The following is a 22859-nucleotide window of genomic DNA, read 5'->3' as shown; positions in this document are numbered from 1 at the left end:
CATCATCGGTCGGGTACAACCCGGCCTGGGCGCGGTGTTCGCCGCCGCTACGCTGCGCTACGTAAAAACCCTGGCGGGCTCGCCGTAGTCGCGCGATGGCGTGCGGCTCAGTCGGCGATGCGCTTGTCCGCCAACGCGAGCTGGCAGTCGGTCAGCACTTGCAGAACCAGTCGGGCCTGAAAATCGAGGTCGTCCGTATCGAGGATTTCCTCAACCGCGTCACGTGCCCACTCGGCTTCGACAAAGCGCGCGTGCCGCGCGGCGATCTCGAGAGCCAGTGCGGAGAGCTTGGCGATGCTCAGCCAGTCAGCTTCCCGTAAGTGACGGTCAAGCCACTTGTGGGCTGCTTGCACGTGGAACGAGGGTTCCGGCCAGGTCTCATTGAGGTAATAGGCGCCGAGGCTCCCGCAGGTGAGCCAGCACAGCAGTTCCACGCGGTCGCGTGGGCTCAGATGGAGGCGTACTTCACTCATGGCGACGCTCGCTACGATGAGTTGCGTTCGGTTCCCGACGGTGCGCGAACCGTCCTTTGATGCAACTCAACGATAGCACGCAGTGGCCCGAATCAGGAACAACTTGTGCTTGGACTACGGGCGAGGGCGCCTAGAAGTTGTATTGCAGGTAGATTTCGCTGAAATTGATGCCAGGATTAGGGTGCTCGAGGCCGGCATTCGAGAGGTGCTGGAAGCGAAAACCCGCCTGGTATTGCTGATGCCCGCCGAACTGGGCGCCCACGCCGAGCATGTCGGCAAACTGGAACGACGAGGAAAACGTGCGGTCATCCGTCTCCCGTACGTGAGAGAGCATCCGCACGCCGACCCCGCCCTCGATATATGGGCGGAACCAGCCGGAACTCTTGATGAAGCGGAACACCGGCGTCAGGCCGAATTCCCAGATGTCCGGATGAGCCGCGTTGGATTCCCGGATATCCCAGTAGGCGACGTGCGCTTCTCCGACCACGGTAAAGTGATAACCGCCGATTTCCCACCAGGTTAAACCGGGATCCCAGACAAGGCCGAGATCGGCTTTTTTTACGTCATGATCTGCCACGCCACCGGAAACCTGAACGCCAAACTGGTCGGCATGGACGGACGCTGAACCGATCGTTAGCGCGCAAAACACGAGAGCGCGAACTATTTTTCCTTTCTGGGCTTTCTTGTTCGGTGGCATAGCATTTCCGGCAACGAGTGTGGCTTGCTGAGGGCAAGCGCTTTGTTGTCAAGACGCGCCGTGCAAGCGCGCCGTCTCCGTTAATTCAAACGCATTAGCATGGGCGTATTGCGCTTGAACTTCGAGCGGGATTCTAGAGCGCTAAGGGGAGCTTGAATATTCGCCCGCTAACAAATGAGTGTGTTGAATTTCGCAACGATCCGCATAGAGCAGTTTTGAGTCGTTCATTTGCCAAATTGTCAGAGCATTGAGTTCGGCGCGCGTGCGGGTTTCGCTGAGATTCGCTTAAGGTGAGCCGATTAACGCACCTTGCCGCGTGACGCCTTCGCTCATGTTTAGCGAAGTTTTTTGCAGTCTAGCCGAGCCCGGAAAATCGTGCACTGTAGATGGCTTCGCGTGTATCGAGCCGCAGGGTATGCTCGCATAGGCGAGCGGGAGGCTGACGCTGCCTGGATGATCGCCAGTCCCCTCAGCTAGTTCTCCCACGCACCTTCAAGCCACGCTCAACTCGCCGATGCCGCTCGCGCAGGCTCCAGCTTGATCGCCGGAACGAGCATCAGCGAGACCACCGCCAGCACCGAGATCACCAGAATCGACGCAAAGGTCAGATGCAGCGACTGATGCAGCGCCAGCCTCACGCCCGCAGCACCCGCGGCATGCCCCGGCGCTGTGTCCAGAATCTGCCTGAGCTGATCCGCCGTCACGGCGATAGCGGACGAATGCGCGAGTCCGTAATTGAGCACCGCGCCGAACATCGCTGCGCCAAGCGTGCTGCCGAGGTTGCGGGCAAACAGGTTCGACGCGGTGGCGCTGCCGCGCTCGGACGGTTGGACGATTTCCTGGATCAGGATCAGCGCGCTGATGCTGGAAGTCCCCATGCCGAAGCCCATCACCAGCGAGCCGATGCCCGCGAACAGCGGACTGCTCTCCGGCCCCAGCGTCGCGAAGAACACTGCGCCGAGCGGCAGGAACACGCTGCCGCCCACCAGCGTGCGCCGCAAGCCGAGCCGGTGGAACGAGCGGGCGGCGAGCGTCGCGCCGCTGGGCCAGCCCAGCATGATCATCGTCAGGGCGAGGCCGGCCACCACCGGCGAGCGGCCCAGTACGCCTTGCACATACATCGGCAGAAAGCTCGTCAGGCCCATCAGGGCCATGCCTGAAAGCACCGTGGCAACATTGCACGCCGCGATGGGGCGATGACCCCACAGTGCGAACGAGATCATCGGATCGGCGGCGCGGCGCTCCTGCAGCACGAACAGCACGCCGCAGACGATAAAGAGCGCGAACTCGAGTGCGACCAGCGCGTTGCTGGAACTGCCGGCGTCGGTGAGACCCATCATCAGCGCGCCGATCGACACCGTGAAGAGGGTGGCGCCGGCAATATCGATGGAGGGCCGCTCGCGCTTTTCATGCTCGTGCAGAAACGCAATAAAACCGGCGGCCGAGGCGAGGCCGATGGGAATGTTGATCCAGAAGATCCACGCCCACGACAGGTCGCGAATCAGCAAGCCGCCGGCCATCGGCCCGATCACGGCGGCGATGGCCCACACGCTTGCGAGGTAGCCCTGGATCTTGCCGCGCTCGCGTGCCGGATACAGGTCGCCGACGATGGTCAGCGTGACCGGCTGGATCGCCCCGGCGCCGACGCCCTGGATCAGCCGGAACACGATCATCGCCGGCATCGACCAGGCAAACCCGGCGAGCACCGAGCCCACCAGAAAGATGCCAATGCCGATCAGCACGATGGGCTTGCGGCCGTACAGGTCGGCGAGCTTGCCGAACACCACGGTCATGGCCGTCTGCGCCAGCAGAAACGATGAAAAGACCCAGCTATAGAGATGCAGGCCGCCCAGTTCCGTGACGATCTGCGGCATGGCGGTGGAGACGATGGTGGCCTCGATGGCGACCATCGCCATGGAAGCCATGACCGAGGCAATGACGAGGGGGCGAACTGTCTTTGGGTGGTGTGACATGCCGTCGCTTTAGAAAGAGAGAGACCGGGCGGCTTCTTTGAGCCGTCCGGAATGTATCGCAGGGGTGAATGTCCGGCGCGGCCGGTTCGATGCCGGCTGCGCAGCGCGATGCGGCAGCCTGCTGCTGGACACGGATGCTACGCAGCAGGCGCTTAAACGCGAATCCGGATGTTACCGCGTCACCGGTAATGTTGCTGACGGCGCGCCATCGCGCGGGCAGTGAAACCAGTGCAATAACATGGTGCGACGCACCAGAAAATTGCACCAAGTCAATTCATGCCGCGCCGTGACGGCGCTTGCCGGCGCTTGCGACGTCCCGCGCGGGGGACCGCTTTCGAGCCGCAGCGATTCGCGCAAAACTCAGGCAAAAGCTTCGCGCTGCAGGGCGCCGGGCCTTATCCGGCTGCGGTTTGCCACGCCGTCCAGGGACGCTCGTACCCTGCGGTGGCGCCGCATGCTTACACCTCGCTGTCATGTTGGCACAGCTATTGCATTGCAACGCGGCGAGGCCAACGGCGGCCTCAGCGAATCGAATCTTGAGGGGTTGCTCGTCTGTAGCAATCCACAGGGACAACGGCGTCCCGGGTACCTGGTGGCCATCCGAGCAATCGGAGCGCGCCAGGCACTCGGGACGCTTTTTTTTTGCGCTTCGTTTTTCTCCGTGCCTGTCCTGCCGTGGTCGAGGCGAAGCCGGCGGGGCAAATGGAGCGAAGGTGCAGGTTGAACCACGTTCACGATGAAACAGCAGACCCCTATCAGCCCCGTTGCCGTCTCCGGACAGATCATCGGCGAGCTCATCAACCTGTCGGGGCGGCAGCGGATGCTGTCGCAACGCATCGTGCTGCACGCGCTGCTGGCCGCGCGCGGCGATAGCGCCGCGCTCACGGTACTGCGCGAATGCCTTGCCAGTTTCGAACGGGCACATGCCGACCTGGTGGGCGGCAACGGACACTTGCCCGGCGTGTTCTCGGCAGCGCTGCGCGAGGTCTACTTCGGCAACCGCCGGGCCGATGAACGCATCCAGCAGTTCATCGCGCTGGCCGGCCACACGATGGCGAGCATCGAAGCGGGCCGCGATGACCCGCCGTCCCAGCTCGAGGCGCTGGTCGCGCAGGCCACGCCGCTGCTCGAGCTGCTGCAGGAGATCACGCTCGCGTATCAGCACGAGATGCGCGGCATCGAGGCGGCCGGCATGAAGCGCCAGATCGAGATTGCCGAGCAGCTCGGCAGCATTTCGATGCAGGCCAATATCGTCGCGCTCAATGCCCGCATCTCAGCGGCGCGTGCGGGGCACCACGGCCGCGAGTTCGCGGTGATCACTACCGTGCTCGCCGACATCATCAAGGAGATGGACGCGCTGATCCATCGCGTGGTCGATCCGGGCAGCGCCGGCGGTACCGCGCCGCGTTCCGGCGCTGTGGGTCAAGACCGGCAATCGCCTGCCGGTCGCGCGCTTCAGTCGTCGCTTCAATAGCCGCTTTAAACGTCGCTTCAATTGTCTACACCCTGCGAGAGAAACCCATGAAACATCTATTGAATTCGCTGACAAGCGGCAACTGGCGCGCGTTGCTGGCGTGCTTCCTGTACTTCGATACCGGGTTTACCGTGTGGGTGATGTTCGGCCCGCTGGCTCCGTTCATTCACAAGGACATCGCGATGTCGCCGGCCGAACTCGGCTTTCTCGTCGCGGTGCCGGTGCTCGGCGCAGCCATCCTGCGGGTGACGCTCGGCAATCTGTACCAGGCCTACGACGGGCGCCGCATCGCCTTGCTCGGCGTGGCGCTCTCGGCAATACCGTCAGTTGTCCTGCTGTTGTCGCCGGTCGCGCCGTCCTATGTGAGCCTGCTGGTGCTGGGTGTGTTTCTCGGTGTGGGCGGCGCCAGTTTCGCGGTGGCCTTGCCGATGGCGGGCAGCAACTATCCGCCCAAGGTGCAGGGCCTGGTGCTCGGTCTGGCTGCTGCCGGCAATATCGGCGCAGTGCTCGACGGTTTCATGTTTCCCAGTATCGCGGACCACTTCGGCTGGGCCAAAGCCGCGGGCGCCGCGCTGCCGCTGCTGGCGCTGGCCGCGGTGGCGCTGTTCTTCTGGGCCAAAGACCTCGGGCCGAAATCAGGCAGCGCACCGCGCGCCTTGCGCAGCTTCTGCATTACGCTGGGCGGCCTGATCGCCCTCGTGCTGGCCGTGCATGCGGGTGTCTTCGGCGGCGGCAAGACGGGTGTCCTGCTGTTGCCGGTGCTCGGTGCGCTGCTCGCCATCGCTGTGCTGCCGAAGCACTATCGCAGCGTGCTGGCAGAAAGCGATACGTGGGTCGTGATGCTCGTCTATAGCATTACGTTTGGCGGCTTCGTCGGCATGTCCTCGTATGTGACAACGCTGCTGGTTTCGCTGTATCAGTTGCCGAAACTCGAAGCAGGGCTCTTCATGTCGCTGCTCGCTTTTATCGGCGCGCTGGTGCGCCCGATCGGCGGGCTGGTCGCCGACCGCATCTCCGGGGTGCGGGCGCTGGTGTTGCTGCTGGCCGGCATTTCGCTGTGCGACTTCGCCTTTGCCGCATGGATGCCGCCGCTGCCGGCCGGCATCGCGCTGCTGGTGGCAACCTACCTGTGCTTCGGACTCGGCAACGGCGCGACCTTCCAGCTCGTGCCGCAACGCTGGAAAGGCAAGACCGGGTTGATGTCGGGCATCATCGGCGCGGCCGGCGGTATCGGCGGATTCTATTTGCCGGTGATCATGGGCATCGCCAAGGAAAGCACGGGCAGCTATCAGATGGGCTTTGCGACCTTCGGGGTGCTGTCGGCGCTGGCCTTCGCGCTAGTGGTGCTGCATCGCGCCCGCTGGCTCAAGTGGGCACTGCCTGGCGAGCCGCTGGTGGTGGCGAATCCGATCGCAGCCGTGGGTGTGCAGGCGGACGGCGGAGTGTGATGCGCTCGCGTGGCGAATCCGCACGGCGTCAGCGAGGCGCCTTGCACGCATGCTGTGCTGCGCCGCACTGCCGTTGTGCCTCGCCGCATCAATATGCGTCCTCGCGCGACGCGCCGCCAGGGCTTGCTCATCCCGCGAAGCCCGCACTGCGGGACGCAGGGAAGAGCGGCTCGCATGGCACAGCCTTTGCATAGACAGACCCGGCGGATCAACGGCGATCCGGCCAGTGCAGCAGTGAAGTCAGCAGCAAAGGTCACTCCTTAGATCACGGGTTTTGGACAACGGCGTCCCCTGAATTCAGTCACTTGTCGACTGGATTCGCGGGACGCCTTTTTATTTGCCGGACGAAAATCATGTCGCGAAGCGAGCTGGAAATGGATGAAACACCTGTCATGAACGTAGTCGTGATCGGGCATGGGATGGTGGGGCACAAGCTGCTCGAATGTCTCGCCGACGCAGCGGGCAGCGCGCTGCATATCACCGTGCTGTGCGAGGAACCGCGTCCGGCTTACGACCGCGTCCACCTGTCCGAATTCTTTTCCGGCAAAACCGCCGACGATCTGTCGCTCGTCGAGCCTGGTTTCTTCGAGCGCGAGAACCTGCTGCTCAAGCTCAACGCGAAGGCTGTGTCGATCGACCGCGCCGCGCGCACCGTGCACATCTCAACCGGTGAAACGCTTTCGTACGACAAGCTGGTGCTCGCCACCGGCTCGACGCCGTTCGTGCCGCCGATAGCAGGCAACGATCGTCAGGACTGCTTTGTCTATCGCACCATCGAAGACCTTGAAGCGATGCAGGCCTGTGGCGTGCGGGCCAAAACCGGGGTCGTGGTGGGCGGCGGCCTGCTGGGGCTCGAATGTGCGAAAGCGCTGCACGACATGGGGCTCGCCGCGCATGTGGTGGAATTCGCGCCGCGCCTGATGGCGGTGCAGATCGACGAGGGCGGCGGGCGGGTGCTGCGCAGCAAGATCGAGGAACTGGGTGTGCAGGTTCATACGGGCAAGCAGACGCTGGCGATTGTTGACGGCGAGAGCGCCACGCACCGCATGCAGTTTGCCGACGGCACGCATCTCGACGCCGACATGATCGTATTTTCCGCCGGCATCCGGCCGCGCGATGAAATCGCCCGTGCCTGCGGTCTGGAACTGGGGCCGCGCGGCGGCATTGCCATCGATGCGAGCTGCCGCACCAGCGACCCCGACATCTATGCGATCGGTGAATGCGCCGCATGGAACGGCATGGTGTATGGGCTCGTCGCGCCCGGCTATGAGATGGCGCGCATCGCAGCAGGACACCTGCTCGGCGCGGATGGTGGTTTTGCGGGTGCGGATATGAGCACCAGGCTCAAGCTGATGGGGGTGGACGTGGCGAGCATTGGAGACGCGCATGGCAAGACGCCGGGTAGCCGCACGTACCAGTTCAGCGACGAACGCAAGCAGGTCTACAAGAAGCTGGTGGTATCGGACTGTGGCAAGCAACTGCTCGGCGCGGTGATGGTGGGCGACGCCGCCGAATACGGCACGCTGCTGCAGATGATGCTCAATCGCATCGAGTTGCCCGAGGCGCCCGAATTCCTGATCCTGCCGGCGAGCGACGGCAAGGCCAAGCCGGGGCTCGGTGTCGACGCGCTGCCCGACGCCGCGCAGATCTGCTCGTGCAACAACGTTTCCAAAGGCCAGATCTGCGCGGCGGTGGGCGCGGGCGCCACCAGCATCGGCGCGTTGAAGACGGCTACCTGCGCGGGCACTTCCTGCGGCGGCTGCGTGCCGCTCGTCACCCAGGTGATGAAGGCGGAAATGAAAAAGCAGGGGCTCGCCGTCAACAACCATGTCTGCGAGCACTTTCCCTACTCGCGCCAGGAGCTGCATCACATCGTGCGCGTCGGGGGCATCAAGACCTTTGGTGCGCTGCTCGAGAAGCACGGCCACGGCCTTGGTTGCGATATCTGCAAGCCTGTGGCCGCCAGCATTCTCGCCTCGTGCTGGAACGAGTTCGTGCTGAAGAAGGAACACGCGAGCCTGCAGGATTCGAACGACTACTACCTCGCCAACATCCAGCGCGACGGCACCTATTCGGTTGTGCCGCGCATGCCGGGCGGCGAGGTCACACCCGACGGGCTGATCGCCGTGGGGCAGGTGGCGAAGAAATACGGTCTCTACACGAAGATCACGGGCGGCCAGCGTGTCGACCTGTTCGGCGCACGCGTCGATCAGTTGCCGCTGATCTGGGAAGAACTGATTGCGGCCGGTTTCGAATCGGGTCATGCCTATGGCAAGTCGCTGCGCACCGTGAAGTCGTGTGTAGGTTCGACATGGTGCCGCTACGGCGTCGGCGATTCGGTTGGGCTCGCCGTCTCGCTCGAGAACCGCTACAAAGGCCTGCGCTCGCCGCACAAGATCAAGTTCGGCGTGTCGGGCTGCACCCGCGAATGCGCGGAAGCGCAGGGCAAGGACGTCGGCGTCATCGCGACCGAAAAGGGCTGGAATCTCTATGTGTGCGGCAACGGCGGCATGAAGCCGCGTCATGCCGAACTGCTGGCGGCCGATCTCGACCACGACACGCTGGTGCGCTACATCGACCGCTTCCTGATGTTTTACGTGCGCACCGCCGACCGGCTGCAACGCACCAGTGTGTGGCGCGATAACCTCGAAGGCGGGCTGGAGTACCTGATCGACGTGGTGGTGCACGACAGACTGGGGCTCGCTGCCGAGCTCGAAGCGGACATGCGCAACGTGGTCGACACCTACGAGTGCGAATGGAAGAAGGCTGTGACCGACCCCGAGACACGCAAGCGCTTCCGTCATTTCGTCAACAGCGACCGGCTCGACGAAAACATTGTCTTCGTCGAGGAGCGCGGACAGATTCGTCCCGCGACGCCGGATGAACGCGCCGCCGCTCATGCGTTCCCGGTGCCTGTAGTCGCGGAAACAATCTGAGGAGGGTGATATGGAAATCGATTTGCACAATGAGCAGGCATTCGCCCAACGCGACTCGTCCATTACGGACGCCGAGGCGAGGCAGCAGCATTGGGTGGCGGTCTGCGCATTCGACGACATCGTGCCGGACACCGGCATCTGCGCCCTCGTCGAGGGCAGGCAAGTGGCCGTGTTCAAGGTGGAGCGCGGTGAACAGAACGTGTACGCCATCGACAACTACGATCCCTGCTCACGGGCCGCGGTGCTTTCGCGCGGGCTGATCGGCAGCCTCGGCGAGCGCATCGTGGTGGCCTCGCCGATCTACAAGCAGCATTTCGATCTGCGCACCGGCGAGTGCCTTGAAGCGCCCGAGCATTCGGTCAGCGCGTTTGCCGCCCGGGTCAAGGACGGCCAGGTGTGGGTCTCGGTATGACCGTGCTTGCCATGACACCGGACAGCAGGTAAGGGGCGATCAGGCTATGAGCAGCGCCAGCGTCAAGACGGTGTGCCCTTACTGCGGGGTCGGCTGCGGCATGGTGCTGCAGGTCGAGGACGGCCAGGTCGTCAGGATCGCCGGTGACCGCGAGCATCCGGCCAATTTCGGGCGGTTGTGCACCAAGGGTTCCTCGGCGCATGTCGCGCTGCGCAAATCGGGGCGCCTGGAAAGCGCTTTTCAGCGGCGCGACCGCCATAGCGACCCGATCCCGCTGCCGGTCGATCAGGCGCTCGCCGACACCGGCCGCCGCCTGCGCGAGCTGCTCGACACTCACGGACCCGACGCGCTTGCCTTCTATGTGTCCGGGCAGATGTCGATCGAGGCGCAGTACCTCGTCAACAAGCTTGCCAAGGGCTTTGTGGGCACCAACCAGATCGAATCGAACTCGCGGCTGTGCATGGCGAGCGCCGGCAGCGGCTACAAGCTGTCGCTGGGTGCGGACGGCCCGCCGGGCTCGTATCAGGACTTCGACAAGGCCGATCTGTTCTTCGTGATCGGCGCCAACATGGCCGACTGCCATCCGATCCTGTATCTGCGCATGATGGACCGGGTCAAGGCCGGCGCAAAGCTGATCGTGGTCGATCCGCGCCGCACGACGACCGCAGACAAAGCGAATCTCTATCTCCAGATCAAGCCGGGCACGGACCTCGCATTGCTCAACGGGCTGCTGCATCTGTTGCACCGTAACGGTCATACGGACCCCGCGTTTATCGCCGCGGCCACCGAGGGCTGGGACGAGATGCCGGCCTTTCTCGACGACTACGCGCCGGACAAGGTGGCCGCGCTCACGGGCATTCCCGAGGCGGATATCCGTACCGCTGCGCAATGGATCGGCGAGGCGCAGGAATGGATGAGCTGCTGGACCATGGGCCTGAACCAGAGCACGCATGGCACCTGGAACACCAACGCAATCTGCAACCTGCATCTCGCGACGGGCAAGATCTGTCGCCCCGGCAGCGGCCCGTTTTCGCTGACCGGCCAGCCGAATGCGATGGGCGGCCGCGAGATGGGCTACATGGGACCGGGTTTGCCGGGGCAACGCTCGGTGCTGGTCGAGGAGGACCGGGCGTTCGTCGAGGACCTGTGGCGCATCGCGCCGGGCACCTTGAAGGCGGAGGTGGGCAACGGGACTATCGACATGTTCTCGCGCATGGCGGCAGGCGACATCAAGGCCTGCTGGATCATCTGCACCAATCCTGTGGCGAGCGTCGCCAACCGGCAGAACGTGATCGCCGGGCTGCAGGCTGCGCAACTGGTGATCGCCCAGGACGCGTTTCTCGACACCGAGACCAATCGCTATGCCGACGTGCTGTTGCCCGGTGCGCTATGGGCCGAGGCGGAAGGTGTGATGATCAACTCCGAGCGCAATCTGACGCTCATGCAACAGGCCATCGAACCGCCTGGCGACGCCTTGCCGGACTGGCAGATCATTGCGCGGGTGGCGTGTGCAATGGGCTTCGCCGATGCGTTCAGCTATACCTGTGCGGACGAGGTGTTCGCGGAGATCACGCGTGCATCGAACCCGCGGACCGGCTACGACCTGCGCGGCGCGAGCCACGCACGCTTGCGTGAGACGCCGTTGCAATGGCCGTGCGCGCCGGATGCGCCGCACGACCGCAATCCGCTGCGCTATCTGAACGATGGTGTCAGTCAGACGCTCAAGGTATTGCCCGATGGCAGCCGGCCGGCGCTGGTGTTTCCAACTGCCAGCGGCAAGGCGATGTTTTTTGCGCGCCCCCATGTGGAGCCGGCCGAAATGCCGGTGCCCGAATTTCCGATTGTGCTGAATACCGGGCGCCTGCAGCATCAATGGCACACCATGACGAAGACCGGCAAGGTGGCGATGCTGAACAAGCTCAACCCCAAGCCGTTCGTGGAGATTCATCCGGAGGATGCAGCCGCGCTCGGCATTGGGGCGAGGGATCGCGTCGAAGTGCGTTCGCGGCGCGGCCGCGCGGTGCTGCCGGCCGTCGTGACCGACCGGGTGCGCGCCGGTTCATGTTTTGCGCCGATGCACTGGAACGACGTGTTCGGCGAAGACCTCTGCATCAATGCGGTGACCCACGATGCGGTGGATCCGGTATCGCAACAACCGGAACTGAAATTCTGCGCCGTGGCATTGAGCCGGGTCGAGTCTGAGCGCGAGGACGCCGCGGAGGATTCGGATCTCATGACGTCCGGTGCGGACAATGCGGCGCTGCTGCTTGCAAATGGCAGTGGCCAGTTGAAGGAAAAGGAAACGGACATGTCCCGCATCGACGCTCTCGTCGCGCTGCTCGGCTTCCCCGAGATGCCTGCGCCGCATCTCGACGATGCCCAGCGTGCCTACCTCTCCGGCTTCATCGGCGGTCTGCGCTCGAGCACTGCCGGCAGGCTGGACGGCGTGCCGGTGCTGCCCGCGAGCGCGCCGTTGCCGCCTGCAACCCGCCTCTGGTTCGATGGCGCGCTCGCAGGGCTCTACAGCCGTGCTGATACGTCGGGGGCGGCATTGGACGGCGCTGCTGCGGCGGCGCACGAAGCCGGCTCCGGTTCCGGCGCCGTGCGGATTGCGCGAGCCCGGCCCAAGGTGCTGCTGTTGTGGGCATCGCAGACGGGGAACATCGAATCGCTGACCGAGCGCTATGCAACGCAGTTAATGGAGTCCGGTTTCGAGATTCGCACCTGTTGCATGGAGGATTGCGACGTAACGGCGCTTGCGAAAGCGCAGTATGTGCTGCTGATGTCGAGCACCTTCGGCGACGGCGATCCACCCGATAACGGTGCGAGTTTCTGGAGCGCGCTGCAGGCCGTGACGGCGCCGCGTCTGGATGGCGTGCGCTACGCGGTGCTGGCCTTCGGCGACACCAACTACGACCAGTTTTGCGGCCACGGCCGCAATCTGGACCGGCGCATGGCCGAGCAGGGCGCGCTGCGCCTGCTGCCGCGGGCCGATTGCGATAGCGAGTTTCAGCCCGCAGCCGACGCCTGGCTCGAACGGATCACCGTCCGCATCAAGGAGGAAGACGCTGCGCTCCATGACGTCGCGCAGGAAGGCATGATCCCCGCGGTTTTACCGGGCGTCGTGCCGAGCAAGGCGCATCCCGCGGCGTCGCGGCTCGTGAAGAATCTGCGGCTCAACAAGCAGGGCGCCGCTAAGGATACGCGTTATTTCTCGTTTTCGACTGCCGGCTCCGGTCTCGAGTACGAGGTGGGCGATGCGCTTGGCGTCTGGCCGAGCAACTGCCCCGAACTGGTCGACGAACTGCTCGGCTTGAGCGGCCTTGCTGCGGATACAGCGGTCAGCGTGAGCGGCGCCGGCGAGATGCGGCTTGCCGATGCGCTCGCCAGACACTTCGAGATCGCCCGCCCGAGTAGCGAAGCGCTTGCGTTCATCGCCTCGCGAAGCCGCGATGGTGCGCTCGGCGCCTTGCTGGCTGACGAGCGCAAGGCGGATCTGAAGCGATGGTTGTGGGGACAACAGTTGGCGGACGTGCTGCACGAATTTCCGGTGACGCTGAGCGCGCCGGAACTGCTCGGCATACTCAAGCGCCTGCAGCCGCGTCTGTACTCGATTGCGTCCAGTCCGAAAGCGCATCCGGAGGAGGTGCACCTGACGGTGTCGGCGGTGCGTTACAACAATGGCCGCCGCCAGCGCAAGGGCGTCTCCTCGACTTTTCTGGCCGATCGCGCCGGCGAGGTGAGCGTGCCGGTCTTCGTGCAGAAGTCCGCGTATTTCCGCCCGCCGCGCAACGGCGACACGCCGATGATCATGGTGGGGCCGGGTACGGGCGTCGCGCCGTTTCGGGGCTTTCTGCACGAGCGGCTGGCGCGCGGCGACACGGGCCGCAACTGGTTATTCTTCGGCGAGCAGCATGCGGCAACAGACTTCTACTATGGCGACGAGCTGGACACGATGCGCACCAGGGGTCTGCTGACCCGGCTCGATCTGGCCTTCTCGCGCGATCAGGCCGAGAAGATCTACGTTCAGGACCGCATGCGCGAACACGGCGCGGAACTGTGGGCGTGGCTCGAAGCAGGGGCGCACTTCTATGTGTGCGGCGATGCGAACAGGATGGCGAAAGACGTCGATGCGGCCTTGAAAGCGGTGGTGGCGAGCCACGGTGGCATGAGCGACGAGAGGGCGCTGGAATATGTGAGCGGCCTGGCGCGTGACAAGCGCTATGTGCGCGACGTGTATTGATGCGGGGAGGCCGGATCGGGATGTTGCTGCGCGCTGTATGCGCTTGTAGCGCGCCTGAGCCTGAACCTAGCTGCCGGTGCCCCGTTGCGCGACGAATTGCGCGATGAATTGCGGCAATTCGGTTCGCACGCGTGCGATTACACCGTTCCAATCGCCCGCTGCGGGCTGGCGAAAAATTCTCATTGTCGGATACCACGGACTGTCGTCGCGTTCGGTCATCCAGCGCCAGCATGTGTCGAAGCGGTTGAGCAGCCACACCGGTTTGCCGAGCGCGCCCGCCAGGTGAGCGACGGAGGTGTCGACGGAGATCACGAGGTCGATCTGATCGATCAATGCAGCGGTGTCTTCGAAGTCGCGTAGTTCGATGGTGAAGTCGACCAGACGCGGACCGTCCCAATTCTTCTCTTCTAGCTCCCGCAACTGCGATGCTGCGGGTTCGCCTTTCTGCAAGCTGAAGAATTCAGCCTCTGAAGTGCTAAGGGGTGCAAATCTTTCCAACGGAATCGACCTGCGTATGTCGACGGGACGCTGCACGGCGAGCGAAGCGTGCGGCGCACCGGCCCACACCAGGCCGATTCGCGGCAACCGCCTCGCGCCGAGGCGCTGCTGCCAGAGCAAAGACTTCTCCAGGGATGGCGTCAGATACCGTTGCGCGTAAGGCACGGTCTCCAGCGTCGTGTCGAACGCAAGAGGCAGGCTCATGAACGGGCAGTGAAAGTCGAACTTGGGCAGCGCTTCTCCTGCCGTGACAACCTGAGAAACACCGCTGATGCTGCGGATCAGCGGCGCGAGAGGCGCCGGCACCTGGACGATCAGCGTTGCACCGAGTTCCGCTACCAGGGGCAGATAGCGGCAAAACTGCAGGCTGTCGCCGAAGCCCTGTTCCGCATGCAGGAGAATCCGTTCACCTTCGAGCGATTTCTTACCGGTCCACAGCGGCGCCTCGCATTGCAATTGCGACGACCTGAGTTGCCCGGTCTGCCAGCGCCACTCGTATTCGCGCCATCCCTCGCGGTACCGGCCGAGCGTGAGATGGCACAGCGCATGATTGAAGTGCGCAGCGGCGTGTCCGGGTGAGCGGGCAATGGCCGCTTCGTATTCGCCGAGTGCCTGCGCATGGCGCCCCAGCGCCTCCAGCGCCATGCCGCTATTGCAGTGGGCATCCGCGTGGCCGGGGTCCAGTTGTGCGGCCATTGCGAAGTCTGCGAGGGCATCCTGGTGCCTGCCCCAGACGTGCAGCAGCAGCCCTCTGTTGTTATAGATGTCGGCCCGGCCAGGGTCGAGCGCTAACGCGGCGTCATAGGCTTCGAGTGAGGCTTCGAAGTGTCCGCTGGCCCGCAAGGCGTCGGCTCGACCCCAATGGGAGAGAGCGTGGCCGGGCATCAGCCTGATTGCTTCAGTATGGCTGGCTGCCGCTTCTTCATACCGGCCGAGCGCAAACAGCGACAGCCCGAGGTTGAAATGGGCGAGGCCGTAATCGCGCTGAAGGGCGATAGCTTGCTCGAAGCATCCGATCGCAAGCGGGTTGTTGCCCTGTTCCTTTAGCGCGAGCCCCCGGTTGTTGTGGAACGACGCTTTGGCGGGATTCAGTTCGATCGCCTTGTCGTAGCTCGCCAGTGCGCGTTCCTGCTGACCGAGCGCATGGTACGCATTGCCGCGGTTGTTCCAGGCATCTGCATGTGCCGGCTTGAGCCTGAGCGCCGCGTCGTAGCTCGAGGCGGCTGCTTCGTAGAGTTGCGCTTGTTGCTGCGCTTCGCCGCGCAGGAAGTAGGCGTCGGCGAGATTGCCGTTCACTGCGAGCGCGCGGTTGCTCCAGTCGATTGATTCGCCCGGCTGATTGGCGTGCAGCGCGATAAACGCGAGCAACAACAGCACCTCGGCGGAGTGCGGCGCAAGGCTCAGCGCCTGCAGGCAGGCTTCGCGCGCTTGCGCGCCCTGTCCGGCCTGAAACAGCGTGGCACCTTGCAGCGCAAGTTGGTGCGCCTGCTCGGCGCTGTCAGCGGGGGAGGATGTCATGCGTAGCGGCTTCTGGAATCACGGTTGGCAGTATACGGCTTGAACCCATGCTCAGACATGACATTGCGGATCGGCTGGCGGGCTGAGGGCAAACTGAGGGCGACCGGAAGGTGGCCTGCTGAGATCACATCTATGGCAGCCGCGCACTGCATCAGCGTCACTGACAACGCCGAAACGGAAGCTATAATTCATCGCGAAAGCGCAGAAACCGCAGCAGTTGGCTCTGGAACAACAACAGGGAGAACAGCCGTGCTCCGATCTGACCGCGACAACGATAAACCATCCAGTGCGGGGCGCCGGGAATTTCTCGGCTTCGCCGGCGCCGGCATGCTTGCGATGTTACTGCCCGGCTGCGGCAGCGATAGCGTCAACCCCACTCCCTATCAGCAGACAATTGCACAGGGCCAACAGGCGATCGAGCAGGCAATCAGCGATCCCGAACATCCGGTAGCCGCTATTTCGGTCGCCATGCTCAAGGGCGGCAACGTGGTCTGGCAGCAGGCATTCGGCGTTTCGTCGGTGCCTGACCAGACCAGGGCCACGACTCAGACCCGCTTCAATATCGGCTCGGTCAGCAAGGTGATTGCGGCGCTCGCCGCCGTCATCCTGCAGGACCGCGGGCTGATCTCGCTCGACACGCCGATCATCCAGTATCTGCCGACCTTTACGATGCTGTCGCCCGAATACGCGCAGATCACGACCCGCCATCTGTTGTCGCACTCGTCAGGCCTGCCCGGTACGAATGCGCGCAACCTCTTCACATTCGCACCGATTCCAGGCTATGCGGCGGACACTCAGGCCGAGTTGGCGAACACGCATCTCAAGCATCTGCCGGGTGAACTGGCGGTGTACTGCAACGACGGTTTTACGATGATCGAGCAGATTGTGCTGGCGCTGACCGGGCAGAGCTACGCGAGCTTCGTGGAGGCGAATATCCTCGCGCCGTTGCAGATGACAAATTCCAGCTATCTCACGAGTGTGCCGAGTGGCGGCTCGTTCGCGTATCCCTATGCCAATGGCACGCAGTATCAGGAGTTCGTCAATGCATACGCTACCGGCGGACTGAGTTCGACACCAGGCGACATGATGAATCTCGCGGCGATGTTTCTCGGCGCAGGCGTGTTTCAAGGGCAACGCATTGCGTCTGCGGCGGGACTCGCGCAGATGGGCACCGACCAGACAGGGGGACTGCTGATCAATCCGTCGCCCGAGTGGCGGTGGGGGCTCGGGTGGGATTCCGTCCTGCAACCCGGCGTCGCTGCTGCCGGTGTACTTGCATGGGAAAAGGACGGCGGCACCGCGTTTTTCACAAGCGAATTCTTCGTATTGCCGCAGGCGCAACTGGCACTGATGTTGACCGGCAACTCGGGCTACGATGCGCGCAAGCTCGCGGAGACCATCGTGCTGTCCGCGCTGCAGGAGGACGGCACGATCAGCGCACTGCCGCCCCCGGTGGCCGGCGCCATTCCACCGATCGCAACCGGTCCTGGAATAGCCAGCGCCGCCGGCATCTACGGTAACTTCGATGCACCGCTTCAGGTGATCGCCAACAGCGACGGCAGCCTGCAACTGAATCAGTGGGATGGCGCCACGCATGCCTGGACGCAGGTCGGCCCCGGCGCATTCCAGTACCGCAGCGACGGGTGGTGGTGGAACGACAGCAATGCGTCCGCGTCATATCGTTTCGCGCTCGCCACTGGAACCGACGAGAGCGGCAGCGCCTTCAGCTATCGCTACCTCATGAAGCGGGTCGCGCCCGGCGCGGGCTACGCCTGGCTCACCCTGCCGCTCGGTCAGCAGCTCGCCGCGCTCGCTCCGCTCGACAACGCCTGGCAGCAGCGCATCGGCACGCAATGGAGCGTGACGAACGAGTCGCCTACGTCCGTACCACTGGTTCTCGATGGCAACGTCCCGGCCATTCTGACCACCCTGACCGAACTGCCGGGCTATGTCCTGTTCGGAAACAACGATCTTCGCTACCAGCTCTTCGTACCGCTCGCGGACGACCGGGGAGGCATGTCGGTGAAAGTGCCCGGCAATTTCGGCCGGGATCTCTATGAGATCCGCTTCGCGTCCGCGAACAACGTCAGCACGGTGACATTGGGGAGTTCGATATATGCGCAGGCTTGACGGAGCGCGGCGGTCCGAAGTGCGGCGCAAGCGTTGCGGGAGGCGTGCCGAACCTTGAACTTGGCGAGGAAATCTTCAAGCGGCTTGCTGTAGTCGCGTCACGCTCCTGAGCGGCGGAGTGCGGGCGCAGCGGTTGCGCTCCCGCTCCCGCCGCCGCTTCTGCTTGCAGTCACTCAGGCTTCATCCGCATGAGCCCGGCCCCGGATCGCGGCGAAGCTATCGTCGACCCGCAGCTTGCCCGACTCGAACACCGTGGCAAGCGCCTCGTCCCATTCGCCTTCCACCCGGTGGTCGTCCCATGCGAGCGGCAATGCGACGGTGCGGTATTCACCCGTGCGGCGGTTGCGCAGCAGCGTGAGACGGCCCTTCTTCGAACGCTTGCCGGCGTCCGTCACGGGATCCCTGCAGACGCCTTGCCATGTCGCGCCAACGCGGATCGCCGAGCACTTCATGGCGAAGCGTTGCGTGTCGCGATTGACCTGCTGCAGCAGGGCGCCGCCCATGCCGAACACCAGGTTGTCGGCGGCATAGCCGGCTTCGTCGATTGCGGCGAGAATCGCTTCGATCGATTGCGCGTTGACGCCGTCGCCCTGGATCACGCGCACATGATTGAGCACGCGGTAGCCTTTGCTGTTGAGCGTCGAGCCGAACGACGCGTCGAGTGCGCGCAGGGTTTGCAGCACGATGGTGAGCGGGTCGCCCGAATCCGGCCGGATCACGAGTGTCGCGCCCGAGTCGATCACGGCCTGCTTCAGCTGGGTGCCCCACAGGTCGAGTGCGGCAAACAGGTCGTAGGAGTCGGAGACCACCGAGACAATCGCACCTTCCTTGCCGAACTGCCGCAGCATGTTGCGATAAGCATCGGTTTCGCCTTCGCGGCCCCAGGCCGTGATTGTGCTGTGCTCGGCGGCCGGTACCGAGAACGCCGCCATCGGTTCGTTATAAAACTGGTTTGCCGCTACCACGCCGAGCACCGTATCCGAACCCATGAAGCTGACCAGGTGAGCCGCGCCGCCGATAGCCGACGACTCCGCACTCGACACGCCGCGTGCGCCGAAATCGTGCAGCTTGAACGGCAGTTGCGTGAGGTCGTCACTGGTCTTTTGCAAATAACGGCGAATGGTCTTGCGCAGATGCCAGCTTTGGGTCGCGACGGTTACCGGATACCAGACGCGCAGCAGCATGGTCTCGAGGTAAGAGGCGAGCCAGAATACTTCGGGATCCTCACACTCTGCCGTTACCAGCACATTGTGCGTCGGCACCACCGAACCTTCGGCCACGGCGCGAATCCGCACCGGCAGATAGCCATCGTACTGAGCGACGATATAGCGCCAGCCGGCCTCGTTGAACGGCTCGCCGTGCGCGGCGAAGAACGCCTTCGCCTCGTCGATCATGGCGTGGGTGACCGGGCGGCACAGGTATTCCTTGAGCAGCATCTGCAAGCCGAAGAACAACGTGCGATCGTAGCAGCCGCCGCGCGATTCGATGTACGAGAACATCGCCGAGGCTTGCGGCGGATATTGCAGGTAGTGCGAGGCCTTGTACGAGTCCGTGTTGAGGATCGGGTTGGCGAGGACGGAGGCGAAACTGCGGAGAGTGGTTTGCATGGCTAGAGCTCCTCTATGCCGTTGAGATGCCGCCGGGTCTATCCCGGCGGGTGGTACGAATCAAGAACGAATCAAGAACGAATCAAAGTTTTCCGAGGAAGTGATAGGCGATGTCGAAGTGATCTTCGAACATCACGTTGCGCATCTGCGCAAACACGTTCAAAGGCACCCAGCGCGCCTTGTCGGCGTCGTCGCTGCCTTTGACGCGCGGCAGATCGCCCACCGGAAAATGGAACAGGAAGGCATGCGTGATGGTGCGCCCACGCGCCGAACGCTGCGGGTGATCGAACACCTGACGGTCCTTCAGCGAACCGCGCATGACCGGTTCCGGCAGCTTGAGACCGGTCTCCTCGCGCAGTTCGCGCACGCAGGCCGCTTCGAGCCGCTCGTCCTGGTTGACGAAGCCGCCGGGCAGGGCCCACAGGCCGCGCCCCGGTTCGCTGCGGCGGCGTACCAGCAGGATATGGCCTGAATGCACGACCAGCGCGTCGACCGTGACGAAGGTGACCGGGTAGGGAGCGGCCGCCCACGCTTTCTTGTAGGCCGCGATGAACTCCGCTTCGGATTTCAGTTGCAGGAATTCGGGCCGCGTGCGGAACTGCTCGAGCCAATCGAACACCGGAGCCGGAACGGCCCATGAAACGAAGCTGTTGCTACGCTCGGCAAAGAACTGGTCGCGAATCTCGGTGGCGGAAATGTCTTCGCTTGCGTCGACCTCGACGAGTTCCCATTGCGGGAACATGCGCAGGTAGTACGACGAGCCGTCTTTCTCGTGGCCGATCAGGCCGATCTTCTTGCCAGTGGTGTCGCCCAGTTCGGCTGCAACCGCGTCCTGGACCCAGCGTACCCAGTCGCTGTCGTTATACGTGGAGTCTTGCACGGCGGCGATGGCGACGCGCTCGCGTTCGTCTTGAGCGAGCACAGACGTAATCATCTGGCGGCGTTCGTCGAACGAGAACGGATCTTTGACGGTGCGAGGCCGGTCGGTGGAACCGATCAGAACGCAGACCTGGGTCGCGAGACTCAACGCGCGCCGCAAGACTTCGACGTGACCGCGATGCAAAGGTTGAAAACGACCGATGAAAATAAGCGCATCGAAGCGCCTGGACAACGTGCTCATGAGAATCCCTCAAGAGATTGACGGCGGCGGGTCTGTCCCTTAGCCATGTCAAAATGCTACGTCTGAAATTGTAGCGGCGTCAAACGTTTTTACTGCATTGACTGAAAACGGTGCATCTTATCTGTGAAGCAGGGTGGCGCTTGTGCCAATACCGTGAATTAACCATGACATCTTTAAGTCAGAAGACGTTCTTGTCATTCATTTTGCATATGCAGCGGCGATTTTGCTTATAAATCCCTTACGGGTTCGCGTTTTGATCCGTCGCAGCCCATTCCTGGTGAGTCGATTCCGGTTTATGCTGTTGTGCCTTCGGAGGAGCGTGAAAATTAATGCGGCTGGCAACTCGCGTTATGCGACGCTATCGCAAGCCATCTGAATGACAGGCGGCAGATGCGAGCGGTCGGAGATAGGCAGCCGATTGACCGAATTTAAAGGTTGAAATTATCTTGCTATGCAATATTCCGGTTTGTCGAGATAGAGCCGCAATTTTTCCCTATTCTCCGATCTGATTCCCGGCTTGCTTCACGATCAGCTTTTCAGCGTACTTCCCAGCTCACTTTTCAAATTACCGTCCGGTTTCCCATGAGCGATCCCACTGCAAAAGATCCGTCCAGCCCTACTGCCACTGACTCGCCACTGGACCTGGCGGCCTTCCTGAGCGCCGCCAGCGAACCCGCTGAAACCGGCGCGCTGCAGGTTGTACCGGAGACGGCTGCCGTCTCGAACCTGCCTGCCGAAGTGTTGACGCCCATGCCGCCTGCCGAGCGGCTGGTCGATCTCGGTTCGCTTGCGCCGCAACAGCGTGCGGCAGCGCAGAAGCTGGCCGACGGCATCCGCTTCGACGACACCACCACCACCTTGAGCTTCGTCGACAACGCGCTGCAGCCGCTCGCTCTCGCGTCGCGCCGGCTGCTCGCCGACACCACCGTGGGCGAGGCGGGCGAGATCGGCCGCATTGCCGCAGCCGTGATCGACGGCATCAAGATCCTGCGCATCGAGGAGCTTCAGGAGGAAGTCCACGAGGCCGCGCCGAAGGTTGGCGGCTTTCTCAGCAAACTGGGGCGTCTCGGCAAGGTCGCACATGGCGCGGTCAAGTCGTTCCAGGAAAACCGCAAGGCCTTTCTTGGCCTGATGGATGCCGAAGAGGCGCGCGCGCGGCGCACCAAGGCCGATCTGATGATTACCATCCAGCAACTCGACGAGCAGTCGAAGGCAGTGCGCCAGGGCGTGAGCGACCTCTCGATCGGGATTGCCGCGATGCAGCTGGCGCTGGAGCGCGGCGTTAGCGAAGCGGAACAGTTGCGTCAGGTGGCCCTGCGCACCAACACGGCGGGCGATGCCGCCATTGCGATGGATTATCGCAACACGCTCGGGAATTTCCGCGGCAGGATCGCCGATCTTCGCGAGGCGATGATTTCCGCCGCGACGCTGATTCCGCTGATTGCATCCAACCGCAAGGCGGCGGAGACGCGCGTGAGCAAGCTTACGACCGGCATCATGGTGACGATTCCGCGCCTGATGGCGGTGGCGGCACAGGCCGTCGTGCAAGCCGATACGCGCCGCGCCGGCGAGGAAAGCGAAAAACTCGACGAGGCGGCCCGCCGCATCACTGCACTGGCCGTGCAGGGCGCCCACGACGCGGCAGTCGACGCGGCGCGCAGCCTGGGCGGCGACCCGCGCAATCTGGACGCGTTGGCGGCAGCGGCAGCGCAGTCGATCGAAACGATGAAGGAAGTGCTTGCCATCGAACAGCAGGTTCTCGCGCAGGATCGCGAGCGCGAGCAAAAGCTGATTGAAGTGCGCAACAAGCTGGTGGAAGGCATGCGCGGGGTGCAGGCCCAGGCGCTTGCCGCGCCGCCGGGAGCGTGACGTGTCCGAATCCACTCATGACCTTGACGGCGGCCACACGGGAGGCGCTGCGCCGTTGAGCTTCGATCTTGCCGCTGCATGGTTGCGCCATGCCGAAGGAGATCGCGCCGCCTTCCTGTCGCGCTTCGCACTGATCCTGGCGGAAGCGTTGCCGAACCATGCGGAGGTTCAACGGCTGCGACACGGTTTGTTTCGGAAAACTGAGGAAATTGTCGGTGTTTGCGTTGCCTTTGACAACGAGACTTACGCAATGCGCCTCAAGGACGGCCAGCACCTTGCCACTGAAGTCGAAAAGAAGGTCAAAGGGGTGGTCCTCTCGACCCGCGAGGTCGATCCCCACACCTGGATGACCGGCCTGATGACGCATGTGCGCGAACGCACCGAGAAAGCCCGTGCGATGAGCGAACTGCTGGCCGGGCTTTAACCAACACAACCCACACAACAATTTCGCAGGAGATGCA

At 63.4% G+C, this 22859-nt stretch carries 14 protein-coding genes; 8 read left to right on the top strand and 6 right to left on the bottom strand.

Annotated features, from left to right (window positions below):
- Nucleotides 1-107: 107 nt before the first annotated feature.
- The 3 genes from FFS45_RS31275 to FFS45_RS31265 form a co-directional block, all read right to left on the bottom strand.
- Nucleotides 108-473 (bottom strand): hypothetical protein, encoded by a 366-nt coding sequence (locus FFS45_RS31275; protein WP_137958503.1) that lies wholly within the window; start codon nt 471-473, stop codon nt 108-110.
- Nucleotides 474-603: 130 nt separating this feature from the next.
- Nucleotides 604-1170: an acyloxyacyl hydrolase gene (locus tag FFS45_RS31270; protein WP_137958502.1), complete on the bottom strand. Its 567-nt coding sequence runs from the start codon at nt 1168-1170 to the stop codon at nt 604-606.
- 503 nt (nt 1171-1673) lie between these two features.
- A complete protein-coding gene (locus FFS45_RS31265) occupies nt 1674-3143 on the bottom strand; it encodes an MDR family MFS transporter (RefSeq protein ID WP_137958501.1) in 1470 nt (489 codons plus the stop codon).
- 736 nt (nt 3144-3879) lie between these two features.
- On the opposite strand from FFS45_RS31265, the gene FFS45_RS31260 reads away from it, so the two are divergent.
- The 5 genes from FFS45_RS31260 (at nt 3880) to FFS45_RS31240 (ending at nt 13656) form a co-directional block, all read left to right on the top strand.
- Complete coding sequence (locus FFS45_RS31260; protein WP_137958500.1) at nt 3880-4617, top strand: type IV pili methyl-accepting chemotaxis transducer N-terminal domain-containing protein; 738 nt, start codon at nt 3880-3882, stop codon at nt 4615-4617.
- A 47-nt stretch (nt 4618-4664) separates the two neighbouring features.
- Nucleotides 4665-6065, top strand: a complete 1401-nt coding sequence (locus FFS45_RS31255; RefSeq protein WP_137958499.1) for an MFS transporter — start codon at nt 4665-4667, stop codon at nt 6063-6065.
- Nucleotides 6066-6457: 392 nt separating this feature from the next.
- Nucleotides 6458-9001: a nitrite reductase large subunit NirB gene (gene nirB, locus FFS45_RS31250; protein ID WP_137958518.1), complete on the top strand. Its 2544-nt coding sequence runs from the start codon at nt 6458-6460 to the stop codon at nt 8999-9001.
- A gap of 10 nt (nt 9002-9011) precedes the next feature.
- Complete coding sequence (gene nirD / locus FFS45_RS31245) at nt 9012-9413, top strand: nitrite reductase small subunit NirD (protein WP_137958498.1); 402 nt, start codon at nt 9012-9014, stop codon at nt 9411-9413.
- Between the two features lie 46 nt (nt 9414-9459).
- Nucleotides 9460-13656, top strand: a complete 4197-nt coding sequence (locus FFS45_RS31240) for a bifunctional nitrate reductase/sulfite reductase flavoprotein subunit alpha (protein ID WP_137958497.1) — start codon at nt 9460-9462, stop codon at nt 13654-13656.
- Between the two features lie 66 nt (nt 13657-13722).
- Here the strand turns inward: FFS45_RS31240 and FFS45_RS31235 are convergent, their stop codons facing one another.
- Nucleotides 13723-15672: a tetratricopeptide repeat protein gene (locus FFS45_RS31235; protein WP_137958496.1), complete on the bottom strand. Its 1950-nt coding sequence runs from the start codon at nt 15670-15672 to the stop codon at nt 13723-13725.
- Between the two features lie 249 nt (nt 15673-15921).
- On the opposite strand from FFS45_RS31235, the gene FFS45_RS31230 reads away from it, so the two are divergent.
- Nucleotides 15922-17802 carry a serine hydrolase domain-containing protein gene (locus FFS45_RS31230; RefSeq protein WP_249363010.1) on the top strand — a complete coding sequence of 627 codons (1881 nt, stop codon included), beginning with the start codon at nt 15922-15924 and terminating at the stop codon, nt 17800-17802.
- 173 nt (nt 17803-17975) lie between these two features.
- On the opposite strand, the gene FFS45_RS31225 is transcribed toward FFS45_RS31230, so the two are convergent.
- Together FFS45_RS31225 and FFS45_RS31220 are read right to left on the bottom strand one after the other, a co-directional pair.
- Nucleotides 17976-19409, bottom strand: coding sequence for a nicotinate phosphoribosyltransferase (locus FFS45_RS31225; protein WP_137958494.1), 1434 nt, complete (start codon nt 19407-19409; stop codon nt 17976-17978).
- Nucleotides 19410-19491: 82 nt separating this feature from the next.
- Nucleotides 19492-20529, bottom strand: coding sequence for a bifunctional nicotinamide-nucleotide adenylyltransferase/Nudix hydroxylase (locus FFS45_RS31220; protein WP_137958493.1), 1038 nt, complete (start codon nt 20527-20529; stop codon nt 19492-19494).
- Nucleotides 20530-21111: 582 nt separating this feature from the next.
- Between FFS45_RS31220 and FFS45_RS31215 the strand changes: the two genes are divergently transcribed.
- Both FFS45_RS31215 and FFS45_RS31210 read left to right on the top strand, forming a co-directional pair.
- The gene (locus FFS45_RS31215) at nt 21112-22398 is read left to right on the top strand and encodes a toxic anion resistance protein (protein ID WP_137958492.1); all 1287 of its coding nucleotides are present in this window, start codon (nt 21112-21114) and stop codon (nt 22396-22398) included.
- 55 nt (nt 22399-22453) lie between these two features.
- On the top strand, nt 22454-22822 hold the full coding sequence (locus FFS45_RS31210) for a hypothetical protein (protein WP_137958491.1): 369 nt from the start codon (nt 22454-22456) through the stop codon (nt 22820-22822).
- Nucleotides 22823-22859: the final 37 nt, after the last annotated feature.

The sequence above is a fragment of the Burkholderia sp. 4M9327F10 genome (assembly GCF_005503145.1).
Classification (GTDB): domain Bacteria; phylum Pseudomonadota; class Gammaproteobacteria; order Burkholderiales; family Burkholderiaceae; genus Paraburkholderia.
Note: the sequence above shows the minus strand (reverse complement) of the source record. Positions and strands in the feature narration are given on the sequence as shown.

Bases quoted from the DNA above. Each gene is read 5' to 3' on its own strand.
- FFS45_RS31225 (WP_137958494.1), bottom strand. From the start codon at position 19,409: ATGCAAACCACTCTCCGCAGTTTCGCCTCCGTCCTCGCCAACCCGATC.
- FFS45_RS31240 (WP_137958497.1), top strand. From the start codon at position 9,460: ATGAGCAGCGCCAGCGTCAAGACGGTGTGCCCTTACTGCGGGGTCGGC.
- FFS45_RS31220 (WP_137958493.1), bottom strand. From the start codon at position 20,529: ATGAGCACGTTGTCCAGGCGCTTCGATGCGCTTATTTTCATCGGTCGT.
- nirB (WP_137958518.1), top strand. From the start codon at position 6,458: ATGAACGTAGTCGTGATCGGGCATGGGATGGTGGGGCACAAGCTGCTC.
- FFS45_RS31270 (WP_137958502.1), bottom strand. From the start codon at position 1,170: ATGCCACCGAACAAGAAAGCCCAGAAAGGAAAAATAGTTCGCGCTCTC.
- FFS45_RS31275 (WP_137958503.1), bottom strand. From the start codon at position 473: ATGAGTGAAGTACGCCTCCATCTGAGCCCACGCGACCGCGTGGAACTG.
- FFS45_RS31260 (WP_137958500.1), top strand. From the start codon at position 3,880: ATGAAACAGCAGACCCCTATCAGCCCCGTTGCCGTCTCCGGACAGATC.
- FFS45_RS31255 (WP_137958499.1), top strand. From the start codon at position 4,665: ATGAAACATCTATTGAATTCGCTGACAAGCGGCAACTGGCGCGCGTTG.
- FFS45_RS31265 (WP_137958501.1), bottom strand. From the start codon at position 3,143: ATGTCACACCACCCAAAGACAGTTCGCCCCCTCGTCATTGCCTCGGTC.
- FFS45_RS31235 (WP_137958496.1), bottom strand. From the start codon at position 15,672: ATGACATCCTCCCCCGCTGACAGCGCCGAGCAGGCGCACCAACTTGCG.
- FFS45_RS31215 (WP_137958492.1), top strand. From the start codon at position 21,112: ATGAGCGATCCCACTGCAAAAGATCCGTCCAGCCCTACTGCCACTGAC.
- nirD (WP_137958498.1), top strand. From the start codon at position 9,012: ATGGAAATCGATTTGCACAATGAGCAGGCATTCGCCCAACGCGACTCG.